This window comes from Sphingomonas leidyi, assembly GCF_011761945.1.
In the GTDB taxonomy this organism is placed as follows: domain Bacteria; phylum Pseudomonadota; class Alphaproteobacteria; order Sphingomonadales; family Sphingomonadaceae; genus Sphingomonas; species Sphingomonas leidyi.
This window is the reverse complement of the sequence record NZ_JAASQV010000001.1, coordinates 1,874,436-1,894,520: the sequence shown is the minus strand read 5'-3', so window position 1 is coordinate 1,894,520 and position 20,085 is coordinate 1,874,436. Positions and strand designations below refer to the sequence as shown.

The window sequence follows — 20,085 nt, the reverse complement described above, 5'->3', positions numbered from 1 at the left end:
ATACCAGACAGATGGTAAGCGCGTTGCTCAACATCTGTCCCAAGTTGCGCGACTCGCCGCATCGTTCGCCCGGTTCGCCGAAGCCTTCCCGAAATCCGGAACGTTGCCAGCGATTTGGCCGTGCGAATATCGCCGATTCGGCAGCGGCACGAAATTAGGTTAATTTCGTTAAGGAATCGCCCTGAGCCGTCCTGGCTCGTCGGATTCGGAGAGCTGTTCGATGCGTTCCGGCACCTTTGCCGTCCTTTTCCTGGCCTTGGCCGCCATTCTTCCCACCGCTCCCGCCGCCGCGCAGGGGATCGCGTCCGACACGATGCAGGTCGCGCCCGAGGGGCTGCGCAACGGCCAATGGGTCTGGTACGAGCAGCCGCAGATCATCCGCGCGAGCACGAACGACTGGGATCCCGTCTCGATCGTGGTGAGCATTCCGGACCAGCGCGCCTATGTCTATCGCGGCGGCAAGCTGGTGGGGGCGAGCACGGTGTCGACCGGTTCGGACCGGCACGAGACGCCGGCCGGCGCCTTCACCATCCTCCAGAAGAAAGTCTTCCACCGTTCGAACCTCTATTCGAACGCGCCGATGCCCTATATGCAGCGGCTCACCTGGGACGGGATCGCGCTGCATGCCGGCCATCTGCCCGGCTATCCCGCCTCGCATGGCTGCATCCGCTTCCCTGCGGCCTTCGCCAAGCAGCTCTACGCGCTGACGGAGATCGGCGGCGACGTGATGGTGACGGACGAGCCGGTGACGAATCCCGAGCGCTCGGGGCCCTCCACGCCGATCCTGATGGCCGACGCCCGCAACCTGGGCGGCGAGGCGTTCAACATGGTGACCATGCCCGGTATGGCGCCCCGTCCGCAGCCCCAGCCGGCGAGCTGGGTCACGGGGCCGACCAGCGAGATCGTCCAGCCGCTTCCGCGCCGCGGCTACAAATAAAATCTGTTGCCCTCGGTGCCCGCGGATCGGCTAAGGCCGCGGGCATGACGATGTCCTTCGCAGATGCCGCCGACGCACTGGTCGAGGTTGGCCGCCGGCTCGACGCGCGCGGCTGGGCCCCCGCTACCGCCGGCAACTATTCCGTTCGCCTCGACGACGGCAGCGTCGCCGTCACCGTGTCCGGCTGGCACAAGGGCCGGCTGACGCCCGCGGGGATCATGCGGGTCGACCTGGAGGGGAAGGGGCTCACGCCCGGCAAGCCCTCGGCCGAGACTGCGTTGCACCTGGCCATCTATCGCCTGTTCCCCGACACGGGCGCCGTGCTCCACGGGCATTCGCCCGAGGCCGTGGGGATGAGCCGCGCCGCCGCCGACGCCAGCGAATGGGTATTCGCCGGCCATGAGATGCTCAAGGTCTTTCCGGGCAACGCCACGCACGAGGCGGAGATCCGCCTGCCGATCGTCGACAACAGCCAGGACATGGCGGTGATCGAGGCTGCGGTGACGCCCGCGCTGCTGGCGCCGGGCGCGGCGCCGGCCTATCTTATCCGCAGCCACGGGCTCTATGCCTGGGGCAAGGACCTGGCCGAGGCCGAGCGCGTGCTCGAGGGCACCGAATGGCTGATCGCCGCCGAGCTGGCCGAAAGGGCATGGAAGCGATGACGCATCTCAGGGTCTTCGACGAAACGGGCGGCGCGCCGCTCACCGAGACGCGCGATCCCGGGGCGATCGCGGCGGCGCTGGCGCCGATCGGCGTCCGCTTCGAGCAATGGCCGTCGCGCCCGCTTGCCGCCGATGCCGGGCAGGAGGAAGTGCTCGAGGCCTTCGCCCCGGAGGTCGAGCGGCTCAAGGCCGAGAAGGGCTATCGGTCCGTCGACGTGATCCGCATGGTGCCCGACCACCCCGAAAGGGGGGCGTTGCGCAGCAAGTTCCTCTCCGAGCATCGCCATTCGGAGGACGAGGTCCGCTTCTTCGTCGAAGGCGAGGGGCTGTTCACCCTGCGCGATGGCGAGAGAATCTATGCCGTGCTCTGCGAGGAAGGCGACCTGATCTCGGTGCCGGCCGGCACCCGCCACTGGTTCGACATGGGGCCGAGCCCGCGCTTCACTGCGATCCGTCTGTTCACCAATGCGGACGGCTGGATCGCCAACTTCACCGGCGACACGATTGCCGATCGTTTCCCGCGGCACGAGCTGGTCTGAGCCAATCCCCGTCGTTCCCGCGCAGGCGGGGATCGAGAATCATGAAGGACGCCGCCCTGTTGTCCCGGATTCCCGCCTGTGCGGGGATGACGAAAGGGGCAGGATGACGAGAGAAGAATGACCCACACCCCGCCCAAAGCCATCCTCCTCGACATCGAAGGCACGACGAGCAGCATCCGCTTCGTCGCCGACGAGCTCTTTCCCTATGCGCGCAGGCATCTGGCGGAATTCGTCGCGAACAATCCCGAAGTCGCCGCGCCGATACTGGCCCAGGTGCCGGGCGACGATCCCGTCGCCACGCTGCTCGCCTGGATCGACGAGGACCGCAAGGAAACGCCGCTCAAGACGCTGCAGGGCCTGATCTGGGCCCGGGGCTATGCCGATGGCGAGCTCAAGGGGCATGTCTATCCCGACACGCCCGAGGCGCTGCGCCGCTGGACGGCCGCCGGCCTCATGGTGAGCATCTATTCCTCCGGCTCGATCGCCGCGCAGAAGCTGATCTTCGGCCATTCGATCGCCGGCGACCTGACACCGTTCCTCAGCGGCTATTTCGACACGACCACCGGTCCCAAGCGCGACAGCGATTCCTATACCAGGATCGTCGATGCCCTCGATCTCGCGCCCTCCGAGCTGCTCTTCGTCTCGGACATGGCCGCCGAAGTCGATGCCGCGCACGAAGCGGGACTCCAGGCGCTGCTGATCGACCGCGAAGGCGGCCCGGCCGACATCCATTCTCTGGCGGAAGTGCTCCCATGATCCTCGAAGGCCGTCCCACGCGCTCGATCCGCCGCACCGAAGACGGCAAGGGCGTGGTCATCCTCGACCAGCGCAAGCTGCCCTGGGACGTGCAATGGGTCGAACTGCGCGACGTCGATGCCGCCGCGGTGGCGATCCGCGAGATGTGGACGCGCGGCGCCCCGATGATCGGCGCCACGGCCGCCTATGGCTATGCCATGGCGCTCGCGGCCGATCCGGGCGACGCGAACCTCCAGGCGGCCTACGAGACGCTGTTCGAGACGCGCCCGACCGCGATCAACCTGCGCTGGGCGCTCGATGCGGTCCGCGCGGCGGTCGCCGAGCTGCCGGAGCGCGAGCGCGCCGCGGCGGCGTTCCGGCGCGCCGACGAGATCTGCGACGAGGATGCCGAGCTCTGCCGCGCGATCGGCGAGCATGGCCTGGAGCTGTTCCGCGAACTCCATGCGCGGAATCCCGATCGTCCGCTCAACATCCTCACCCATTGCAACGCCGGCTGGCTCGCCACGGTCGACTATGGCACCGCCACTGCGCCGATCTATCTCGCGCACGATGCCGGCATCCCGGTCCATGTCTGGGTGGACGAGACGCGCCCGCGCAACCAGGGCGCGCTGCTTACCGCGTTCGAGCTGCGCAACCACGGCGTGCCGCATACGGTGATCGCCGACAATGCCGGCGGCCTGCTGATGATGAAGGGGCAGGTGGATGCCGTGGTGGTCGGCACCGATCGCGTCACGCGCAACGGCGACGTCTGCAACAAGATCGGCACCTATCTGAAGGCGCTCGCCGCACACGACAATGATGTGCCCTTCTATGTCGCCTTGCCCTACACCACGTTCGACCCGGACACCGAAAGCGGTGCCGACATCCCGATCGAGGAGCGCAGCGCCGAGGAACTGACCCGGCTGAGCGGGCCGGGCGCAAGCGGGGAAATCGGAACTGTCCGTGTCACCGACTCCCCCGCCGCCAATCCAGCATTCGATGTGACCCCCGCGCGGCTGGTGACGGGCTACATCACCGAGCGCGGGGTGCTGGACAGGATCTGACCCTGGGCGTGCGCGGTGGCGTGGAGCGCGCGCCTCGCGCTATCGCCGCCGATCGCAGGACTCCGCGTCAGCGCGGCTCGGTCTTCACCGTGGTGGTGGTCGTCGACGTCGTTGCCGGGCGCGACACGGTGGTGCGGGTGGTCCTGCGCACCGGCGCCTTCTTCACCGTCGTCGCCTTGCGCGCTGCCGGCTGGGTGGTGGTGGTCTCGATCGTCGTCGCGACCGACTGGACTGCCGCGGCGCGCACTGCCGCCGCGTCCGCCGCCGCCGATTGCGCCGCCTGGGCGGCCATGTCGGCGCGGGCATTCGCCGCCGCCGCATTGCCCTGGGCTACCGCCGCGGCATTCTGCGCGGCCTCGCGCTGGCTGGCCTCTGCCGCGGCATCCGCCGAAGCCGAGGCTGCGGCAGCCTGGGCGTCGCGTCGCGCGTCGCGCTCGGCGGCCATGCGCGCGTCCTTGTTGTGTTCGGCCTCGGCCAGCGCCTGATCGGCCAGGCCCGAGGCGCGTCGCGCTTCGCTGATCGTCGAATCGCGATGGTCGCGTGCCAGCTGGTCCTTGGCGACGCGCAGCGCCTCCTCGGCCTTGGCCATGGTCTCGCCGGCATAGGTCTGGGCGCCGGCGGTCTGTGCCGCCTCCACCTTGGCGGCGGCTTCGGTCACGGCGGTGCGTGCCCGGTCGATACGGCTCTGGGCGAGCGACGGGGTCGCGACGAGCAGCGCGGTCACCGCCGCGCCACGCATCAGGAACTTCATGTTACGCATGGTACAACTCCAATCTGTCCCGCGGCCCGGCGAACGTGCCGCAAACGAGACGAGTTGCACGCCACACGGCGAAGCGGGCGCTTCCATAGGCGAACCGCCCCGCGGCCGAGTCGCCGGGCATGGGCAGTCTTCCCTATCACCGGAACGCCGGCTTCGGTCGCGCGGGTCTCTTGCGGAGGAGCGGAAAGGGGGCCGCAGCGTATGTTTCCCGCATATCCGCGTGCGGCCGGTCAGCCGCTCGCCAGCCGGTCCCGGGCCTCGGCGATTCGCGCGATCGCGGCGTCGAGCGTGGCGTCTTCCTTGACGAAGCAGAAGCGCGCCACGCTGGTCACTGGTTGCTCGGCATAGAAGGCAGAGACGGGGATGCAGGCGACGCCGGCCTCGTCGATCAGCCGGTTGGCGAAGGCGACGTCGTCCAGGGGGATGCCCGAGGCGGCGAGGTCGACCGAGAGGAAATAGGTCGCGGCGCTCGGCAGCACGGCGAAGCCGGCGGCGGCGAGCCCGGCGCGCAGCCGGTCGCGGCCATGCTGGAAGCGGTGGCGCGCCTCCTGCACCCAGCCGTCCTGGGTGGCGAGGCCCTCGGCGACTGCCCATTGCAGGTTGGGCGGCGTCGTGAAGGTGAGGAACTGATGCGCCTTGGAAAGCACGCGGGCGATGGCGGGGGCGGCGCACATCCAGCCGACCTTGAAGCCGGTCAGCGCGAAGATCTTGCCGGCCGAGCCGATCTTCACCGTGCGCTCGCGCATGCCGGGGAAGCCGATCAGCGGCAGGTGGCGGGCGCCGTCGAAGGTAACGTGCTCCCACACCTCGTCGCAGATCGCGATCAGGTCGTGCGCGACGCAGAAATCGGCGAGCATCGCCAGCTCGTCCGCGCCGCACATGGTCGCGGCGGGATTGAGCGGGTTGTTGAGGATCAGCACGCGCGTCCTGCCCGATGCCGCGGCTTCGAGCGCCGCCCGGTCGATCTTCCATTCGGGCGGCTGGAGGCGCACGAACTTCGGCACGCCGCCGGCCTGGCGGATCAGGGGCACATAGGCGTCGTAGAGCGGCTGGAAGCAGATCACCTCGTCGCCGGGGGAGACGCAGGCGAAGATCGCGGCGGCCAGCGCCTCGGTCGCGCCCGAGGTGACCACCACTTCCTCTGCCGCCAGGTTCAGCCCCTGGTGACGGGCATAATGGTCGGCCACGGCATGGCGCAGCTCGGGCAGGCCGAGCATCGGGGGATATTGGTTCGACCGCTCGACCACCGCCTTCGCCGCTGCCTGCAGCACCGCTTCCGGCCCGCGCCCGTCGGCGAAGCCCTGGCCCAGGTTGATCGCCCCGGTCTCGCGCGCGCGAGCGGACATGGCTTCGAAGATTGTGGTGCCCATCCGGGCGTAGAGCGGGTTCATGGGGCCGAGCTTGTGGCGGCTTGCATCTTTGGGTGCAACCGCCGCATTAGCCTGACGTTCAGGCTTGCGCCAATAGAGGAAGACCATGAGCAAGAAGCCGCCACTGCCCGAGGATGCCCCGTCGCCCCATCCGGTCGAGGAGGCGCCGCACGATCACCATGCGGGGAGCGAAGCGCTGCAGGCCGTCAAGGACATCGTCGAGGCCAAGAAGCGCTGGAAGCCCGATGCCAAGCAGATCGGCATGGGCGCCGCCATCGGCATCGGCTCGGCGGCGATCGTCGCCGGCCTGCTCTACTGGCGCGGCGGCAAGAAGTAATCTCGGCTGACCGACGGCGAACCGGATTCGTCGCTCGATCTTCGTCCTACGTCGCACCTGCCTCGTCATGCCCGGCGCGCCCGGCCACAGGGCCTGCGTGCCGACGCGACCTGAACCCGACAGTTGCGCCGGCATACATCCCTGTGCCGGTCCGGATCGACGCCCGAGCCGGTGCCTGACGGGCGCCCTGCTTGCCGGGGCGCCCGTTTTGGGCCTGCGCCCGGCGGCTCCCGATGGCGGGGCGTCCTATCGCGCCTGCTCCTGCCCCTGCGCCGGTGTCACCGATGCGCGGATATGGAAGACATTGAACGCGACCTCGTCCATCCGGACCGGCCCGAGCATCGTATAGCCATCCGCCGCGACTGTCCTGGCAAGGCCGCCGAGCAGCATCTCCTGGCGCTGCTTCAGGAACGCGTCGTCCGTGGGTGGCGGTATCGTGGCGGTCACCGCGCATCCGCCGGCATCGCAGCGAAAGTCTACCTCCGTGAGCAGCGGATAGTCCTGGTGGACATGCGCGATCACCCTGTCGGGCAGGGCAGGAAGGTTCGCCATGGCCACAGGCGCGGCGATCGGGGAGTTGCGCGCTGCGGTTGCCGGCATGTCCACGCGCACCAGGCCTTCGGCGGCGGGCTTGCCCCCGCCGCTCGCGCTCCGCAGCGCCAGCCAGGCCCAGCCGGCAACGATCACTGCCGCGCACCCCAGCAGGAGCATCTGCCATGCGACCTTGGGATTTCTTGCCATGTGCACCTCGTCGGCGGAGCCTCGCCAGGGTTCCGCCCCGCGCCGCGGGGGTTTGGCGGCGCGGGGCGGAGTCGGTCAGCAGAGGGTGGAGCCGGCCGGGCAACCCGGCGAGTTCGGGCCCGAATCCAGGTTGGGGTTGAATCCCGGCGTGATGCTGGTGTTCACCGTGGCGGCGAGCACGCCCGAGAAGCGGGCATCCTTGTTGTCGAAATTGCCGCTGCCGAAATTATAGTTGGAGATCGCGTTGCGAACGCTGGCCGAGGGATAGCCGTTCCAGCTGATCAGCGGCTGGATCAGCCACTGGCCGGTGCCGTTCTCGGGCGGCTCGTCGCCATTGTCGGTCTTCGAGAAACGCCACAGGTGCGAGAATCCCCAGGTCTCGTAGTGATAGACCATCTTGACGTGCTGGCCGGTCGAATCGCTCTGGAAGCGCAGCTGGCCGCCGCTGGTGGCGCGGGTTTCCCAGCCGCCATGATCGCCGCGCGTGACGCCGACCACGGTGCTGCTGGTGCCCTGGTCGGTCGTCCAGACGATGACCGATTCCCAGTCATAGGCGTGCGAGAAGTCCGACTGCCAGAAATAGCTGTAGACGCGCGCGCAATAGCCGTTGTTGCAGCGGGCGCGCACATAGACGTTGCTGGTCGTCCGGTAGCTGGGGTTGCGGCACGACGCCGGCGGCCGGGTGGCATAGGTCGACGCACCCGCGCTGATCGCGCCCGCCGCGTTGACTGCCGGCACGTTGAAGCAGACATCGGTGTCGAAATCGATCGCCGGCTGGAACCGCTTGTCGAGCGCGGTGGCCAGCTCCGGCAGCGGCGCGACCGGGGCGGGCCAGCCCTGCGCCTGTGCGGGCTTTGGCTGCAGCATCATGAGCGCTCCGAACGCCGCGATGGCCAGGGAGCGAACGGGCAGCGTGCCGAAGCCGATGCGCGCACCTGGCTTGTCTTCATGCGATCCGTTCAGCGTCTGAAGTTGGTTTTCCATACAATCTCCCGTTGTACAGTCTGGTTTGTACCGCGCATCGCAATAACACCTCCGCAATTTGAATATTGCGAAAGTAATTCCTCTTATTAATGCGATTCGCATGGAGAATTATTTGATTCTTTTGTGAAAGAAATATTTCGAATATCCGCGTGTTTCGTTAATTTTCTTCGACGTGGCCGAGGTTTATATTGAAATTATCACCTGAAACGGGCGGAAGCCTGGTAAACTTCTTTTTCCCTTTGCGCTCAGGACGTGGTGGGCATGCGCGCAACGTCCGGTGCCTTTCCACATCGTGCTGGTGCTGACGTGCACATGCTGCCTCAAGGGAGGAGACGCGGGATCGCGAATATCCGGACAAAGATTCTATGGGCGCGGGAATCCTGCACCCGCGACGGGCTGGCACACTCGACCGGAGCGACATCGAACCCGCCAGGGTTCGCAAGGCCGAACGGTCGCCCGAGCTTATGCGAGGCCCCGGAACAAGAATGGCACATCCGAAGGGAGCGACATCGAACCCGCCAGGGTTCGCAAGGCCGAACGGCCGCCCGAGCTTATGCGAGGCCCCAAAGACAAGAATGGCGCGCCCGGCTGGATTCGAACCAGCGACCACGAGCTTAGAAGGCACGTGCTCTATCCAACTGAGCTACGGGCGCGCGTAGCGCTGCCCCTAGCGTGGATTGCGCGGCAGCGGAACCGGGATCATAGTCCTTGCATGAGCCAGGGGGACGCAAAGCCGGCGCAGATCGCCGCGAACGCGCTGCGGGGTGGGCATTTCCGCTATTACGACTTCGTGATGGCTGCCTTCGTCGCCATCATCCTGCTCTCCAACGTGCTCGGCGCGGGCAAGGTTTCGCAGGTCTGGCTGCCGCTCTACAATGGCTATTGGCCGTTCGGCGCGGGTATCCTGTTCTTCCCGATCTCCTATGTGATCGGCGATGTCCTGACCGAGGTCTATGGCTATGCCCGGGCCCGCCGCGTGATCTGGGCCGGCACCGCTGCGGTGCTGTTCATGGCGTTCATGTCCTGGGTGGTCGTGGCGCTGCCGCCGGCGCCGAGCTGGGGCAACCAGGCCGCGTACGAGACGATCTTCGGCCAGGTGCCGCGCATCGTCCTGGCCTCGGTCTGCGCCTTCTGGGCCGGCGAGTTCGTCAATTCCTATGTCCTCGCCCGGATGAAGATCCTGACCGACGGCAAGATGCTGTGGACCCGCACGATCGGCTCGACGATTGCCGGCGAAGGCGTCGACAGCCTGATCTTCTATCCGCTCGCCTTCCTGGGCGCGGAGGGGTGGACCGCCACGCTCGTCCTCCAGGTGCTCTTCACGCAATGGGCGCTCAAGGTGGCATGGGAAGTGATATTGACGCCGGTCACCTATCTCGTCGTCGGTTTCCTCAAGCGCCGCGAGGGCGTGGACGTGTTCGACAAGGGGACCGATTTCACTCCGTTCGCAATGCGGGTGTGAGGCGTGCGGGATTGCGGACATCTTCACTGCAACGATCTCCGGGGAGACAGGGCATGACTGCGACGACGGAAGAGACTTTCGGCAGCACCGGGCACGTCAACATCTTCTTCCGCTCCTGGCTGCCCGAGGGCGCCGCGCGGGCCGTGGTCGTCATCTGCCATGGCTTCAATGCGCATAGCGGCCAATATGCCTGGGTCGCCGAGCGGCTGGCCGAGCGCGGTTTCGCCGTTTACGCTCCTGACCTGCGCGGGCGCGGGCGTTCGGGCGGCGAGCGCTTCTACGTCGAGGATATTGCCGACTATGTCCACGACCTTGGCGGCGCGATCGCGATCGCCAAGTCGCGCCACCCCGGGCTCAAGACGTTTCTGCTCGGCCACAGCGCGGGCGGGGTAACCGGCGCCACCTATGCGCTCGACAACCAGGCGGAACTTGCCGGCTTCATCTGCGAGAGCTTCGCCTTTCAGGTGCCGGCGCCGGGCTTCCTGATCACCGCGATCAAGGGGCTCGCGCACATCGCGCCCCATCTCGGCGTGCTCAAGCTCAAGAACGAGGACTTCTCGCGGGATCCGGCCGCGGTGGCCGCGCTCAATGCCGACCCCTATATCAGGGACGAGACGCAGCCCGCCGCCACCGTCGCCGCGCTGGCCCGCGCCGACGAGCGGCTGCACGACAGCTTTCCCGCGATCACGATCCCGCTGCTCATCCTCCATGGTACCGACGACCATGCGACCGTCTGCCATGGCAGCGCGTTCTTCCACGAGACCGCCGGATCCGGCGACAAGACGCTGAAGATCTACCAAGGCCATTATCATGACCTGCTCGCCGATCTCGGCAGGGAGGGCGTGATGGGTGATATCCTCGACTGGATCGAGGCGCGCGTATAGGGGCGAATTTACGGAAGTTACGCATTTGTGGCTAATATTGTAGATTATTGTTACGTATATTTGCCGAAACGACCGGTTCGGCGCGGGAACTCTCTATAGCGAGGAAGCGGCAACCATATTGTTGCCTCCGCTGAGAGATTTGCCATGCACTGGTTCGTCGCCAACGCGCCCATTCGCAAGAAGCTGCTCGCGTCGTTCGGTTCCATGGTGGGGCTTGTCGGGCTCTCGCCCCTGGCGCTGCTGCTCGCGCCCAGGCTTGCACTCGCCACCGGCGTGCTCGCTACCCTGGTCGCCGCGGTGCTGGCCGTCTGGTATCGCCACGCGATTGCCACGCCCTATGTGACGACCGTGGTGCGCATGGAGGCGCTGGCGGCCGGCGATCTCGCCAGCCCGATCCAGTTCACCGACTATCGGGACTGTGTCGGCCGGCTGACCAAGGCGATGTTCTCGTTCCGCGACACCGCCGCCGCACAGATCCAGCAGAACGAGCAAGCCGAGCATCACGGCGAAATCGTGCGGGGCATGACCGTCAATCTCGAGCGGCTGGCCGAGGGGGACCTGACCGCCGACATCGTCGAGGAATATCCCGCCACCTATGCGAAGTTGCGCGACAATTTCAACGCCGCGCTCGCCTCGCTGCGCAACTTGCTTGGCGCCGTGGGCGAGAGCAGTGCCGCGATCCGTACCGGATCGGGCGAGATCGCCCAGGCGTCGGAAGATCTTGCGCGTCGCACCGAAGCGAATGCCGCCAGCCTCGAGCAGACCTCGGCCGCGATCACGCAGATGGATCAGCGCCTGAAGGCGACCGCTGCCGCGGCGAGCCGCACCGTGGCGCGCGCCGACGGTGCCACGACGACCGTTTCGGGCGGTCGCGAAGTGGTCGATCAGGCGGTGCAGGCGATGAACCGGGTCAACGACAGCGCCAAGGGAATCGACTCCGTGATCGAGGGGCTCGACAAGATCGCCTTCCAGACGCGCGTGCTCGCGATGAATGCGGCGGTCGAGGCCGGCCGCGCGGGCGAGGCGGGCAGGGGCTTCGCCGTGGTCGCGGATCTCGTCTCGGCGCTGGCCATGCGGGCCGAGGAGGAGGCGGGCCGTGCGCGCGAACAACTCACCGCGACTCAGGTGGACATCCTTGCCGCGGTGGAGATGGTCGAGAAGGTGGATGGCGCGCTGGCGAACATCGCCGAGGATGTGGGCGACGTGCACACGCTGCTCAACCAGATGGCCGAGGACAACCAGGCCCAATCGATCGCGATCGGCGAGATCAGCACCGCGATCGGTGTAATGGATCAGTCGACCCAGCAGAATGCCGCGATGGTCGAAGAGACTTCGGCGGCGGCGCGCAACCTCACCGTGGAGATCGCCACGCTTGCCGAGCAGGCCGGGCGCTTCCGGGTGGCGGGCAGCGGTCGTCCGCTGTCTTTCCCGGCCCCGGGGCTCGCAGCGTCGTCACGCGGCGAACAGGCGGCTTCCGCGCTGCACTGAGCCGGGGCGGTGTGCGGCCTACGCCACCGCCTCGAGCAGGCCCTCGAACAGGCGGCGGCCATCGGTGCCGCCATGCGCGGCTTCGATGCGGCGCTCGGGGTGGGGCATCATGCCGAGCACATTGCCGGCCTTGTTGAGCACGCCGGCGATGTTGCGGGCCGAGCCGTTGATATCGGCGGCGTAGCGGAAGGCGACACGGCCTTCGCCTTCGATCCGGTCGAGCGTCTCCGCGTCGGCAAAGTAGTTGCCGTCATGATGCGCCACGGGGATCGTGATCGCTTCGCCCGAGCGATAGGCCGAGGTGAAGATCGACTGCGAATTGTCGACCGTCAGCGGCACGTCGCGGCACACGAAGTTGAGGCCGGAGTTGCGCATCAGGGCGCCGGGCAGCAGCCCGGTCTCGGTCAGCACCTGGAAACCGTTGCAGATGCCGATCACCGGCATGCCCTTGTCCGCCGCCTCGACCACGGCCCGCACCACCGGCGATCGTGCCGCGATCGCGCCGCAGCGGAGATAATCGCCGTACGAGAAGCCGCCGGGAAGGGCGATCAGGCCCAGGCCCTGGGGCAGTTCGCTGTCGCCGTGCCAGACCATGTGGGGCTTCGTCCCCGTCACCGCCTCCAGCGCGACTGCGATGTCGCGATCGCAGTTGGAGCCCGGAAAGACGATGACCGCGGTCTTCACAGCTTTTCCACCCGGTAGTTTTCGATGACGGTGTTGGCGAGCAGCTTGCGGCACATCTCGTCGACTGCGGCGTCGCTGGTCGAATCGGCGAGCTCGAGCTCGAAGATCTTGCCGGCGCGGACGTCCTCCACGCCCTCGAACCCGAGGCCGCCCAAGGCATGCTGGATGGCCTTGCCCTGGGGATCGAGCACGCCGTTCTTCAAGGTGACGATGATGCGGAGCTTCATGGGCAGGGCCTATGGCGCCCCCGGCGCCTCGCTGCAAGGCTGGAGTTCAGCCACCGGGCGATCTGGCAGGCAATGCTAGGCATCCCGGATGTCGAGAACGCGCCGCGTCGCCTTGTGGCTGGTTTCCGGGTTGGCGGCGGCCTATTGGGTGGCCCTGGGCTTCCACGCCCTCGCCCTGCAATATTGCCACGGGCCCGATTGCGCGATCGGTGCGTCCGCGCGAACGGCGCAGGCGAACGAGACGCTGGCCATTGGCGGTGCGTTGTTCCTGCTTGTCGTTGCAGGCCTGCTGTTGGTCGCGATGCGCCGTGCCGGGCGGCGCCGGCGACCCTGACCGGGATTACTTGCCGCGACGCTTCCGGTGGCTCTCCAGGTCCAGCACGGCCGAATCCTCGCCCTCCGGGAACAGGCCGAGCCGGCGCGCGACTTCCTGATAGGCCTCGACTTCGCCGCCCAGGTCGCGCCGGAAGCGGTCCTTGTCGAGCTTCTCGCCGGTGGCCATGTCCCACAGGCGGCAGCCGTCCGGGCTGATCTCGTCGGCCAGGATGATGCGGCTATAGTCGTTGTCCCAGATCCGGCCGAACTCGAGCTTGAAGTCGACCAGGCGGATGCCGATGCCGGCGAAGAGCCCCGACAGGAAGTCGTTCACGCGGATGGCCATGTCGGCCATGTCGTGCAGCTCTTCCTGGCTCGCCCAGCCGAAGCAGAGGATGTGCTCGTCGGTGACCATCGGGTCGCCCAGCGCATCGTCCTTGTAGTAATATTCGACGATCGTGCGGGGCAGCGGCGTGCCCTCCTCGATCCCGAGCTTCTTCGAAAGCGAGCCGGCGACGACGTTGCGCACCACCACTTCGATCGGCACGATCTCGACCTGGCGGATCAGCTGCTCGCGCATGTTGAGGCGGCGGATGAAGTGCGTCGGGATGCCGATGCCGGCGAGCAGCGTGAAGACGTGCTCGGAAATCCGGTTGTTGAGCACGCCCTTGCCGTTGATCGTGCCCTTTTTCTGGGCATTGAAGGCAGTCGCGTCATCCTTGAAATACTGGATCAGCGTGCCGGGTTCGGGACCCTCGTAGAGGATCTTAGCCTTGCCTTCGTAGATCTGCCGGCGGCGTGCCATCGGGTGCTCGTTCCCCTGGAAAGTCATTGCCCCGGCGGCGCGGGGAATCCGCTGGCCTGCCGGGGCGAGAGGTGGCGCTATACCCAAAGGGGGGGAGGGGTGCAATCATGCATCCTCGCGCGCGGATGCCAATCCGCCACTTTGCCACCCGCGGGCGCGCGGGGTCAGTGCGTATGCTCCTCCGCGTCGTCGCGGGAGAACCAGCGCTGGATGAGGTTGCGATTGTCGCTGCGGCCGCGATTGTCCCGGCCGTCATGGCTCCCCTCATGGCCATCGTCATAGCCATCGTCGTGACGCGGCTCGACATCGGGACCCACGGCGCGGCCATGGATGATCCATCGCAGGACCAGCACCACGGCCAGCATCAGCAGGCACCACGGCCCGACGCTGGCGAGCAGCTGGACGAGCTGGGCGACCGAATTCTCGAGCGTCTGGCCCGCAGTGCGGAAATTGGCTTCGGACGACCCCAGGCCACTCAGCGCGCTGCTCGATTCATAGGTGAACAGCATCGGCGCGTTGGCCAGCGTCTGACCCTGGCTCGCCTCCACCTCGGCGATCAGCGCGAGTGCGTTCTGCAGGCGAGCGGCCCGGGCCTGGCCATCCGGCGTCGTGCTGGCGCGCGCATTCTGGAGCTGGTCCTGCAGCCGCTTCACCACGGCGATGCTGCGGGCCGAGGCAGTGGCATCGGTGCCGCTGATCTCGGTATCGGTAAGCACGCCATAGGCAGTCGCCACATTCGCCGTGACGGCATCGCCGAACCGGCGCGCGATCGACGGGTCGATGCGGATGGTGAGCACCGCGCGCGTGTGATTGCCGTCATCCACGCGATACCGCATCGCGAGGATGCGGCAACGCGCCGGCCCCATCCGGTCGCAGGCATCGGCGTTGGACTGGAGGACGCCCTTCACCTTGGCGGCGGGCAGGCGATAGGCATAGCGATAGTCGAAGCCGGTGCCGGTCGAGGCGAAGGCTTCGGCATTGGCCGCCGACCCGAATTCGGAACCGCCCTTGCCGTCCGCAGGCGGTCGATTGAGATCGTCGCATCCCGCGAGCAGCCCACATCCCGCGAGCAGCGCAAGCGCCGCCAATGCCCAAACGACTCGCATGGGTTCCTCCCTGTTCCTTGCCCAAGGAGTAACCATATTTTGTGACGGGCCCAACCCGAATGGACCGCGCCGCGCATCCCTTTTCGGGATATGGGTTTGCGCTATCAGCAATGCTTATGGTTGGCGGGCGGCGTTGCAGGCCGCCCGCCGCTTCGCGGTTCCGAGGGATCGATCAGGGAACGGCGGAGATCCGGACCACGCCGCCGCGCTGCGCCAGTGCGTGCCGGCGCGCCGCCGCGATCTGCTCGCGGGCATTTGCCTGGCAGCGGAGCGCATCGGGCGCCGGAGTCAGATAGCCAGGCCGATCGGCCGGGCAGATCTGGTCGAGCGCCCGGGCGAGGCGCCGGTCGAGTGCCTGGCGACCCGCAGCGCGCGACAGGTCGAGATCGGCATAGGAGACGCGAACGCTCGCATCGCCACGCTGGGCCTGGGCGATCACCGGCACGGCGGCCGGGGAGAGGATCAGCAGGAGCGGGATCAGGGTCTTCATCATGGCTTGGTTCCCTTGGATGTCGCGCCATGTCCGGCACCCCGTCCATCTGCGCCCGAACACGCCGGCGGGCCAACAAATCATTGGCCAAATACCATAAGCTGTGCTTGTATATTGCGATGCGCCGCCTTCCTCCGCTCGCTGCCGTCCGCGTGTTCGAAGCCGCTTCCCGGCACGGCAATTTCACGCGCGCCGCAGAGGAGCTGGGAATGACCCAGGCGGCGGTGAGCTACCAGATGAAGCTGCTCGAAGAGCGGTTGGGCGCCCCGCTGTTCGCGCGCAGCGGGCGCGGCATCGTGCTCACTGATCTGGGGCGGCGGATCGCGCCGCAGGTCACGGGCGCGTTCGACGCGATGGGAGAGGCCTTCGCCGCGGTCCATGCCGAGACGGAAAGCGTCATCAGCATCACCGCGCCGCGCACCCTTGCCACCAACTGGCTGGCGAGCCGGCTGGGCTCGTTCCAGCTCGCGCGCCCGGACCTTGCCGTCCGCCTTCATGTCGGCGACGAGATGATCGATCTGCTGGCGGGCGAGGCTGACGTCGCGCTGCGCGGCGCGCCGGGCCCGCTGCCTGGGCATAGCTGCCATTTCCTGATGCGGATGCCGATCACGCCGCTCGCCAATCCTGCCTTCCTCGCCGAGCATCCGCCGATCCGCACGCCGAAGGACCTGCTCGAACTGCCGCGACTCACCTATCGCGACGATTGGTGGGACTTGTGGTTCGCGGCGGCGCTGGGCGAGGCGCCAGACACCAGCCAGGCGGCGGGCATCCGCTTCGATTCGCAAATCCTGGACGGCAATGCGGCGATCGCCGGACACGGCGTCGCGATCCTCAGCCCGCCGATGTGGCAGGCCGCACTCGATTCGGGGCAACTCGTCCAGCCGCTTCCCCAGGTCGCGCAATATCGCAATGCGTTCTGGCTGATGTATGCCGAAGGCAAGCGCAACCAGCCCAAGGTCCGCGCCTTTCGCGACTGGCTGCTGGAGGAGGTCCGCACGTCGCTGCGCGACGATCCCTGGGGCGCTCTGGTGCCGCCGGAGCGTTGAAATCGGGGGACGGCGCGCGCCCCGTCCCCCGCATGCGCTCAGAAGCGCACGCCGATGCCGGTCAGCAGCTGATGGCGATCGTTCTTGATGTTTCCGACGTCCCCATATCGGGTGTAGCGATATTCCGCCTTGGCATAGACGTTCGAGGTGAGCTTCTGCTCGAGACCGGCGCCGAGCCGCAACCCGTTGGATTTCTTGTCGCCATAGTCCTTGCCCGCGCTGGAGCGCGCGCCATAGCTCTGGTCCGCCCAGCCGACCTTGCCGTAGAGCAGCGTGCTCGGGCTGAACGCGTAGCCGATGCGTCCGGAGACATCGATGTCGCGCCCGGCACTCATCGCGTAGGTGTTCGTGTCGCGGGGCGGGAAGGGGCCGAGCTTGGTGTTGCCGGCGACCATCCAGCCGATGCCGGCCTCGACGCCGATCGTGACGCGCTTGCCGACGGCGACGTCATAACCGATCGCGCCGCCGGCGCGCATGCCGGTCAGTTCCTTGCCGAAAAAGGCATCGTCGCCGCTCTGGTCGAGGCCGATCGTGGCTTCGACCCGCGGGCCCGCAAAGGCCTGGGCGGGAGCCCGTCCGGTTTCCCGGTCTTCGGTTTCCTGAGCAAAGGCAGTCTGCGCACCGCCGAGGCAAGTCATGGCGGCGAGAATCAGGAATGAGTTACGCATGATCTTACTTTCGTTCGAATTCCCCTGTGTTTCGGAGACGGAACGGTTTCGAAGAACCCGTATATATCCCTCAAAAAAAATTGCCTCCGCCGCCTGTATTCCTGAGATATTCTTGCGAAGTGTCGATTTATGGCAAGATATTGGCAAGTGTACGGCGAATATCGGATGGTTGGCGTCCAAACTATGTGCCTGACTTGGGCGCGGGTGTGAAATTGCTCAGGAGGGCGCGACCCGGGGCCTCTGGAAAAGCCGTGCATGTTCTGCTTTAGTTCCGGAATGGCCCTCCCTTTCGAAAATCATCGCGCGCGCCGGCCGTCCCTGGCGCGTGCCGCAACCGGATGGTTGCGCATCGGAATGCGAAACCAGGTGGTTGAATGTCGCCTCGGCGAATGCACGCGATCGGATCGTCCGGCTTGGCGCTTTGCTTCGGCTGCTGCTATCCGGGTGCGGCAATGAGCCTCGATACCGAACTCCAAGACCCCGGCACGCCTTCCGACGTTCCCTTCGACAGCGCGCTTTCCGAGCGCTACCTCGTCTACGCGCTCTCGACGATCACCGCGCGCTCGCTGCCCGACGTTCGGGACGGGCTTAAGCCGGTGCACCGCCGCCTGCTCTGGGCGATGCGGCTGCTGCGGCTGGATCCGGCAAGCGGCTACAAGAAATGCGCCCGGGTCGTCGGCGACGTGATCGGCAAATACCACCCGCATGGCGACCAGTCGGTCTATGACGCGATGGTCCGCCTCGCCCAGACCTTTGCCCTCCGATATCCGCTGGTCGACGGCCAGGGCAATTTCGGCAATATCGACGGCGATAACGCGGCCGCCTATCGCTATACCGAGGCGCGGCTCACGCAGGTCGCCATCGACCTGATGGACGGGCTCGACGAGAATGCCGTCGATTTCCGCCCCACCTATAATGGCGAGGACGAGGAGCCCGAGCTCTTCCCGGGGCTGTTCCCCAACCTGCTCGCCAATGGCGCCGCCGGCATCGCGGTGGGCATGGCGACGAGCATCCCGCCGCACAACGCCGCCGAGCTGATGCACGCCGCAGTGGCGCTGATCGACAATCCCCAGGCGAATGTGCTCGACTATGTACAGGGCCCGGACCTGCCGACCGGCGGCATCATCGTCGACAGCCCGGCGGCGATCGCGGAGGCGTACAATACCGGCCGCGGCGGCTTCCGGGTCCGCGCCAAGATCGAGAAGGTGACCGAGAAGGGCGGGGGCTGGCACCTCGTCGTTTCCGAGATCCCGTACGGCGTCCAGAAGGGCAAGCTGATCGAGGGAATCGCCGAGCTCATCAACGAGAAGAAGCTGCCGATCCTGGCGGACGTGCGCGACGAGAGCGCGGACGATATCCGCATCGTGCTCGAGCCGCGCAGCCGCACCGTGGTGGCCGAGGACCTGATCAACAGCCTCTATCGCCTCTCCGACCTGGAGACGCGCGTGCCGCTCAACCTGAACGTGCTCGACAAGCATCGCACGCCGCGGGTGATGAGCCTGCAGGAAGCGCTGCTCGCCTGGATCGAGCATCAGTTCGTGGTGCTGCGCCGCAAGTCCGAGCACCGGGTGGCGAAGATCGCCGACCGGCTGGAACTGGTCGGCGGCTATATCGTCGCCTTCCTCAACCTCGACCGGGTGATCGAGATCATCCGTACCGAGGACGAGCCCAAGCCGGTGATGATCGCCGAATTCCAGCTCACCGATCGCCAGGCCGAGGCGATCCTCAACATGCGGCTGCGCTCGCTGCGCAAGCTCGAGGAAATGGAACTCAAGCGCGAGCAGGAGGCCCTGGAGAAGGAGAAGGCCGAGCTGGAGCTGCTGCTCTCGTCCGATGCGCGTCAGCGGACCCGGATGAAGCGCGACCTGACGAAGATGATCGAGCGCTACGGATCGGACACGCCGCTCGGCAAGCGCCGCACCCTGGTGGAGGAAGCGGCGCCGGCGCGCGAGATTCCGCTGGAGGCGATGATCGAGCGCGAGCCGATCACCGTGATCCTCTCGGCGCGCGGCTGGATCCGCGCGATGAAGGGGCATGTCGAGGACCTGTCGGGCGAGGCGTTGAAGTTCAAGGAAGGCGACGCCGCCTATCTCGCCTTCCACGCCCAGACGACCGACAAGCTGCTCCTCGCCGCCGACAATGGCCGTTTCTACACGCTGGCGGCGGACAAGCTGCCCGGCGGACGCGGCTTTGGCGAGCCGGTGCGGTTGATGATCGACCTGGAGGGCGAGCGGAACATCGTCGCCCTGCTGCCGGCGAGCTCGGCGGCCAGGCTGCTGGTCGCGGCGGACGACGGGCGCGGCTTCGTGGTGAAGGCCGAGGACGTGGTCGCCGAGACCCGCAAGGGCAAGCAGGTAGTGACGCCGCGGGCCGGCGCGCATCTGAAGCTGGTCAGGCCGGTCGGCATCGAGGACGATGCGGTGGCCGTGGTGGGCGACAATCGCAAGCTGCTCGTCTTCCCGCTCGGCGAAGTCGCCGAGCTGGCGCGCGGGCAGGGCGTGCAGCTGCAGCGCTACCGTGACGGCGGCCTGAGCGACGTGCGGACGTTCCGGATGGCCGAGGGGTTGAGCTGGGCGATGGGCGGCGAGAGCGGCCGGACGCGCACCGAAACCGACCTCTCGCCCTGGCGGGCGGCGCGGGGCGCGGCGGGACGGATGGCACCCAACGGTTTTCCGCGCGACAATCGTTTCTGATCTCGTTCTAATCGCTGTTGTTTCAGGCGGTTTTAACCAATCGGGGCTAGGCCGGAGGCGATGGTTTTCGCCAGGACGAAGAAAAGCC

General features: G+C 67.1%; 22 protein-coding genes and 1 tRNA gene. 12 read left to right on the top strand and 11 right to left on the bottom strand.

Translation table 11 applies throughout. The annotated features are described in order from the left end of the window. Positions 1-220: 220 nt before the first annotated feature. The 5 genes from FHR20_RS09100 (at position 221) to mtnA (ending at position 3,937) form a co-directional block, all read left to right on the top strand. Positions 221-937, top strand: coding sequence for a L,D-transpeptidase family protein (locus tag FHR20_RS09100; protein ID WP_167299197.1), 717 nt, complete (start codon positions 221-223; stop codon positions 935-937). Between the two features lie 44 nt (positions 938-981). After that, positions 982-1,599 carry a methylthioribulose 1-phosphate dehydratase gene (mtnB, locus tag FHR20_RS09095; protein WP_167299196.1) on the top strand — a complete coding sequence of 206 codons (618 nt, stop codon included), beginning with the start codon at positions 982-984 and terminating at the stop codon, positions 1,597-1,599. Continuing rightward, positions 1,596-2,138 (top strand): 1,2-dihydroxy-3-keto-5-methylthiopentene dioxygenase, encoded by a 543-nt coding sequence (locus tag FHR20_RS09090; protein ID WP_167299195.1) that lies wholly within the window; start codon positions 1,596-1,598, stop codon positions 2,136-2,138. The genes mtnB and FHR20_RS09090 overlap by 4 nt, the downstream gene beginning before the upstream one ends. A 117-nt stretch (positions 2,139-2,255) precedes the next feature. Further along, a complete protein-coding gene (gene mtnC / locus FHR20_RS09085) occupies positions 2,256-2,894 on the top strand; it encodes an acireductone synthase (protein WP_167299194.1) in 639 nt (212 codons plus the stop codon). Beyond that, positions 2,891-3,937: an S-methyl-5-thioribose-1-phosphate isomerase gene (mtnA, locus tag FHR20_RS09080; protein WP_167299193.1), complete on the top strand. Its 1,047-nt coding sequence runs from the start codon at positions 2,891-2,893 to the stop codon at positions 3,935-3,937. The genes mtnC and mtnA overlap by 4 nt, the downstream gene beginning before the upstream one ends. Positions 3,938-4,004: 67 nt before the next feature. On the opposite strand, the gene FHR20_RS09075 is transcribed toward mtnA, so the two are convergent. Continuing rightward, entirely contained in the window at positions 4,005-4,697 is a 693-nt protein-coding gene (locus FHR20_RS09075) for a hypothetical protein (protein WP_167299192.1), read from the bottom strand. A gap of 230 nt (positions 4,698-4,927) precedes the next feature. Continuing rightward, the gene (locus FHR20_RS09070) at positions 4,928-6,088 is read right to left on the bottom strand and encodes an aminotransferase (RefSeq protein ID WP_167299191.1); all 1,161 of its coding nucleotides are present in this window, start codon (positions 6,086-6,088) and stop codon (positions 4,928-4,930) included. 85 nt (positions 6,089-6,173) lie between these two features. Here FHR20_RS09070 and FHR20_RS09065 point away from each other — a divergent pair, with 85 nt between their 5' ends. After that, positions 6,174-6,404, top strand: a complete 231-nt coding sequence (locus FHR20_RS09065) for a hypothetical protein (RefSeq protein ID WP_208413452.1) — start codon at positions 6,174-6,176, stop codon at positions 6,402-6,404. A gap of 246 nt (positions 6,405-6,650) precedes the next feature. On the opposite strand, the gene FHR20_RS09060 is transcribed toward FHR20_RS09065, so the two are convergent. From FHR20_RS09060 to FHR20_RS09050, 3 genes are all read right to left on the bottom strand, one after another. Beyond that, entirely contained in the window at positions 6,651-7,145 is a 495-nt protein-coding gene (locus FHR20_RS09060; protein ID WP_167299190.1) for a hypothetical protein, read from the bottom strand. 75 nt (positions 7,146-7,220) lie between these two features. After that, positions 7,221-8,129 carry an NPP1 family protein gene (locus tag FHR20_RS09055; RefSeq protein WP_167299189.1) on the bottom strand — a complete coding sequence of 303 codons (909 nt, stop codon included), beginning with the start codon at positions 8,127-8,129 and terminating at the stop codon, positions 7,221-7,223. A 576-nt stretch (positions 8,130-8,705) separates the two neighbouring features. After that, positions 8,706-8,782, bottom strand: a tRNA-Arg gene (locus FHR20_RS09050). Positions 8,783-8,841: 59 nt separating this feature from the next. Here FHR20_RS09050 and FHR20_RS09045 point away from each other — a divergent pair. From FHR20_RS09045 to FHR20_RS09035, 3 genes are all read left to right on the top strand, one after another. After that, on the top strand, positions 8,842-9,591 hold the full coding sequence (locus tag FHR20_RS09045; protein WP_167299188.1) for a queuosine precursor transporter: 750 nt from the start codon (positions 8,842-8,844) through the stop codon (positions 9,589-9,591). A gap of 53 nt (positions 9,592-9,644) precedes the next feature. Further along, the gene (locus FHR20_RS09040) at positions 9,645-10,475 is read left to right on the top strand and encodes an alpha/beta fold hydrolase (RefSeq protein ID WP_167299187.1); all 831 of its coding nucleotides are present in this window, start codon (positions 9,645-9,647) and stop codon (positions 10,473-10,475) included. A gap of 144 nt (positions 10,476-10,619) precedes the next feature. Beyond that, positions 10,620-11,963 carry a methyl-accepting chemotaxis protein gene (locus FHR20_RS09035; protein ID WP_167299186.1) on the top strand — a complete coding sequence of 448 codons (1,344 nt, stop codon included), beginning with the start codon at positions 10,620-10,622 and terminating at the stop codon, positions 11,961-11,963. An 18-nt stretch (positions 11,964-11,981) separates the two neighbouring features. Here FHR20_RS09035 and purQ read toward each other — a convergent pair whose 3' ends face one another. Both purQ and purS read right to left on the bottom strand, forming a co-directional pair. Beyond that, a complete protein-coding gene (gene purQ / locus FHR20_RS09030; protein ID WP_167299185.1) occupies positions 11,982-12,647 on the bottom strand; it encodes a phosphoribosylformylglycinamidine synthase subunit PurQ in 666 nt (221 codons plus the stop codon). Next, the gene (gene purS, locus FHR20_RS09025) at positions 12,644-12,874 is read right to left on the bottom strand and encodes a phosphoribosylformylglycinamidine synthase subunit PurS (RefSeq protein WP_086129987.1); all 231 of its coding nucleotides are present in this window, start codon (positions 12,872-12,874) and stop codon (positions 12,644-12,646) included. Before purS ends, purQ begins: the two co-directional genes overlap by 4 nt. 88 nt (positions 12,875-12,962) lie before the next feature. On the opposite strand from purS, the gene FHR20_RS09020 reads away from it, so the two are divergent. After that, positions 12,963-13,208, top strand: a complete 246-nt coding sequence (locus FHR20_RS09020; protein ID WP_167299184.1) for a hypothetical protein — start codon at positions 12,963-12,965, stop codon at positions 13,206-13,208. Between the two features lie 6 nt (positions 13,209-13,214). Here FHR20_RS09020 and purC read toward each other — a convergent pair whose 3' ends face one another. The 3 genes from purC to FHR20_RS09005 form a co-directional block, all read right to left on the bottom strand. Continuing rightward, a complete protein-coding gene (purC, locus tag FHR20_RS09015; RefSeq protein WP_167299183.1) occupies positions 13,215-13,994 on the bottom strand; it encodes a phosphoribosylaminoimidazolesuccinocarboxamide synthase in 780 nt (259 codons plus the stop codon). 164 nt (positions 13,995-14,158) lie between these two features. Then, complete coding sequence (locus FHR20_RS09010) at positions 14,159-15,100, bottom strand: hypothetical protein (RefSeq protein WP_167299182.1); 942 nt, start codon at positions 15,098-15,100, stop codon at positions 14,159-14,161. A gap of 172 nt (positions 15,101-15,272) precedes the next feature. After that, positions 15,273-15,593: a UrcA family protein gene (locus tag FHR20_RS09005; RefSeq protein WP_167299181.1), complete on the bottom strand. Its 321-nt coding sequence runs from the start codon at positions 15,591-15,593 to the stop codon at positions 15,273-15,275. A 116-nt stretch (positions 15,594-15,709) separates the two neighbouring features. Here FHR20_RS09005 and FHR20_RS09000 point away from each other — a divergent pair, with 116 nt between their 5' ends. Beyond that, a complete protein-coding gene (locus FHR20_RS09000) occupies positions 15,710-16,636 on the top strand; it encodes a LysR substrate-binding domain-containing protein (protein ID WP_167299180.1) in 927 nt (308 codons plus the stop codon). Positions 16,637-16,674: 38 nt separating this feature from the next. Here FHR20_RS09000 and FHR20_RS08995 read toward each other — a convergent pair whose 3' ends face one another. Continuing rightward, positions 16,675-17,304 carry an outer membrane protein gene (locus FHR20_RS08995; RefSeq protein WP_167299179.1) on the bottom strand — a complete coding sequence of 210 codons (630 nt, stop codon included), beginning with the start codon at positions 17,302-17,304 and terminating at the stop codon, positions 16,675-16,677. A gap of 452 nt (positions 17,305-17,756) precedes the next feature. Here FHR20_RS08995 and parC point away from each other — a divergent pair, with 452 nt between their 5' ends. Beyond that, positions 17,757-19,997: a DNA topoisomerase IV subunit A gene (parC, locus tag FHR20_RS08990; protein ID WP_167299178.1), complete on the top strand. Its 2,241-nt coding sequence runs from the start codon at positions 17,757-17,759 to the stop codon at positions 19,995-19,997. Positions 19,998-20,085: the final 88 nt, after the last annotated feature.

What these genes read in the sequence shown, in the direction of transcription:
- FHR20_RS09000 (WP_167299180.1), top strand. Translation starts at nt 15,710, where the DNA reads ATGCGCCGCCTTCCTCCGCTCGCTGCCGTCCGCGTGTTCGAAGCCGCT.
- mtnB (WP_167299196.1), top strand. Translation starts at nt 982, where the DNA reads ATGACGATGTCCTTCGCAGATGCCGCCGACGCACTGGTCGAGGTTGGC.
- FHR20_RS09075 (WP_167299192.1), bottom strand. Translation starts at nt 4,697, where the DNA reads ATGCGTAACATGAAGTTCCTGATGCGTGGCGCGGCGGTGACCGCGCTG.
- FHR20_RS09035 (WP_167299186.1), top strand. Translation starts at nt 10,620, where the DNA reads ATGCACTGGTTCGTCGCCAACGCGCCCATTCGCAAGAAGCTGCTCGCG.
- FHR20_RS09005 (WP_167299181.1), bottom strand. Translation starts at nt 15,593, where the DNA reads ATGATGAAGACCCTGATCCCGCTCCTGCTGATCCTCTCCCCGGCCGCC.
- FHR20_RS09065 (WP_208413452.1), top strand. Translation starts at nt 6,174, where the DNA reads ATGAGCAAGAAGCCGCCACTGCCCGAGGATGCCCCGTCGCCCCATCCG.
- FHR20_RS09070 (WP_167299191.1), bottom strand. Translation starts at nt 6,088, where the DNA reads ATGAACCCGCTCTACGCCCGGATGGGCACCACAATCTTCGAAGCCATG.
- FHR20_RS09010 (WP_167299182.1), bottom strand. Translation starts at nt 15,100, where the DNA reads ATGCGAGTCGTTTGGGCATTGGCGGCGCTTGCGCTGCTCGCGGGATGT.
- FHR20_RS09020 (WP_167299184.1), top strand. Translation starts at nt 12,963, where the DNA reads ATGTCGAGAACGCGCCGCGTCGCCTTGTGGCTGGTTTCCGGGTTGGCG.
- FHR20_RS08995 (WP_167299179.1), bottom strand. Translation starts at nt 17,304, where the DNA reads ATGCGTAACTCATTCCTGATTCTCGCCGCCATGACTTGCCTCGGCGGT.
- mtnC (WP_167299194.1), top strand. Translation starts at nt 2,256, where the DNA reads ATGACCCACACCCCGCCCAAAGCCATCCTCCTCGACATCGAAGGCACG.
- FHR20_RS09100 (WP_167299197.1), top strand. Translation starts at nt 221, where the DNA reads ATGCGTTCCGGCACCTTTGCCGTCCTTTTCCTGGCCTTGGCCGCCATT.
- FHR20_RS09040 (WP_167299187.1), top strand. Translation starts at nt 9,645, where the DNA reads ATGACTGCGACGACGGAAGAGACTTTCGGCAGCACCGGGCACGTCAAC.
- mtnA (WP_167299193.1), top strand. Translation starts at nt 2,891, where the DNA reads ATGATCCTCGAAGGCCGTCCCACGCGCTCGATCCGCCGCACCGAAGAC.
- purC (WP_167299183.1), bottom strand. Translation starts at nt 13,994, where the DNA reads ATGGCACGCCGCCGGCAGATCTACGAAGGCAAGGCTAAGATCCTCTAC.
- FHR20_RS09060 (WP_167299190.1), bottom strand. Translation starts at nt 7,145, where the DNA reads ATGGCAAGAAATCCCAAGGTCGCATGGCAGATGCTCCTGCTGGGGTGC.
- parC (WP_167299178.1), top strand. Translation starts at nt 17,757, where the DNA reads ATGAGCCTCGATACCGAACTCCAAGACCCCGGCACGCCTTCCGACGTT.
- purS (WP_086129987.1), bottom strand. Translation starts at nt 12,874, where the DNA reads ATGAAGCTCCGCATCATCGTCACCTTGAAGAACGGCGTGCTCGATCCC.
- FHR20_RS09090 (WP_167299195.1), top strand. Translation starts at nt 1,596, where the DNA reads ATGACGCATCTCAGGGTCTTCGACGAAACGGGCGGCGCGCCGCTCACC.
- FHR20_RS09045 (WP_167299188.1), top strand. Translation starts at nt 8,842, where the DNA reads ATGAGCCAGGGGGACGCAAAGCCGGCGCAGATCGCCGCGAACGCGCTG.
- FHR20_RS09055 (WP_167299189.1), bottom strand. Translation starts at nt 8,129, where the DNA reads ATGGAAAACCAACTTCAGACGCTGAACGGATCGCATGAAGACAAGCCA.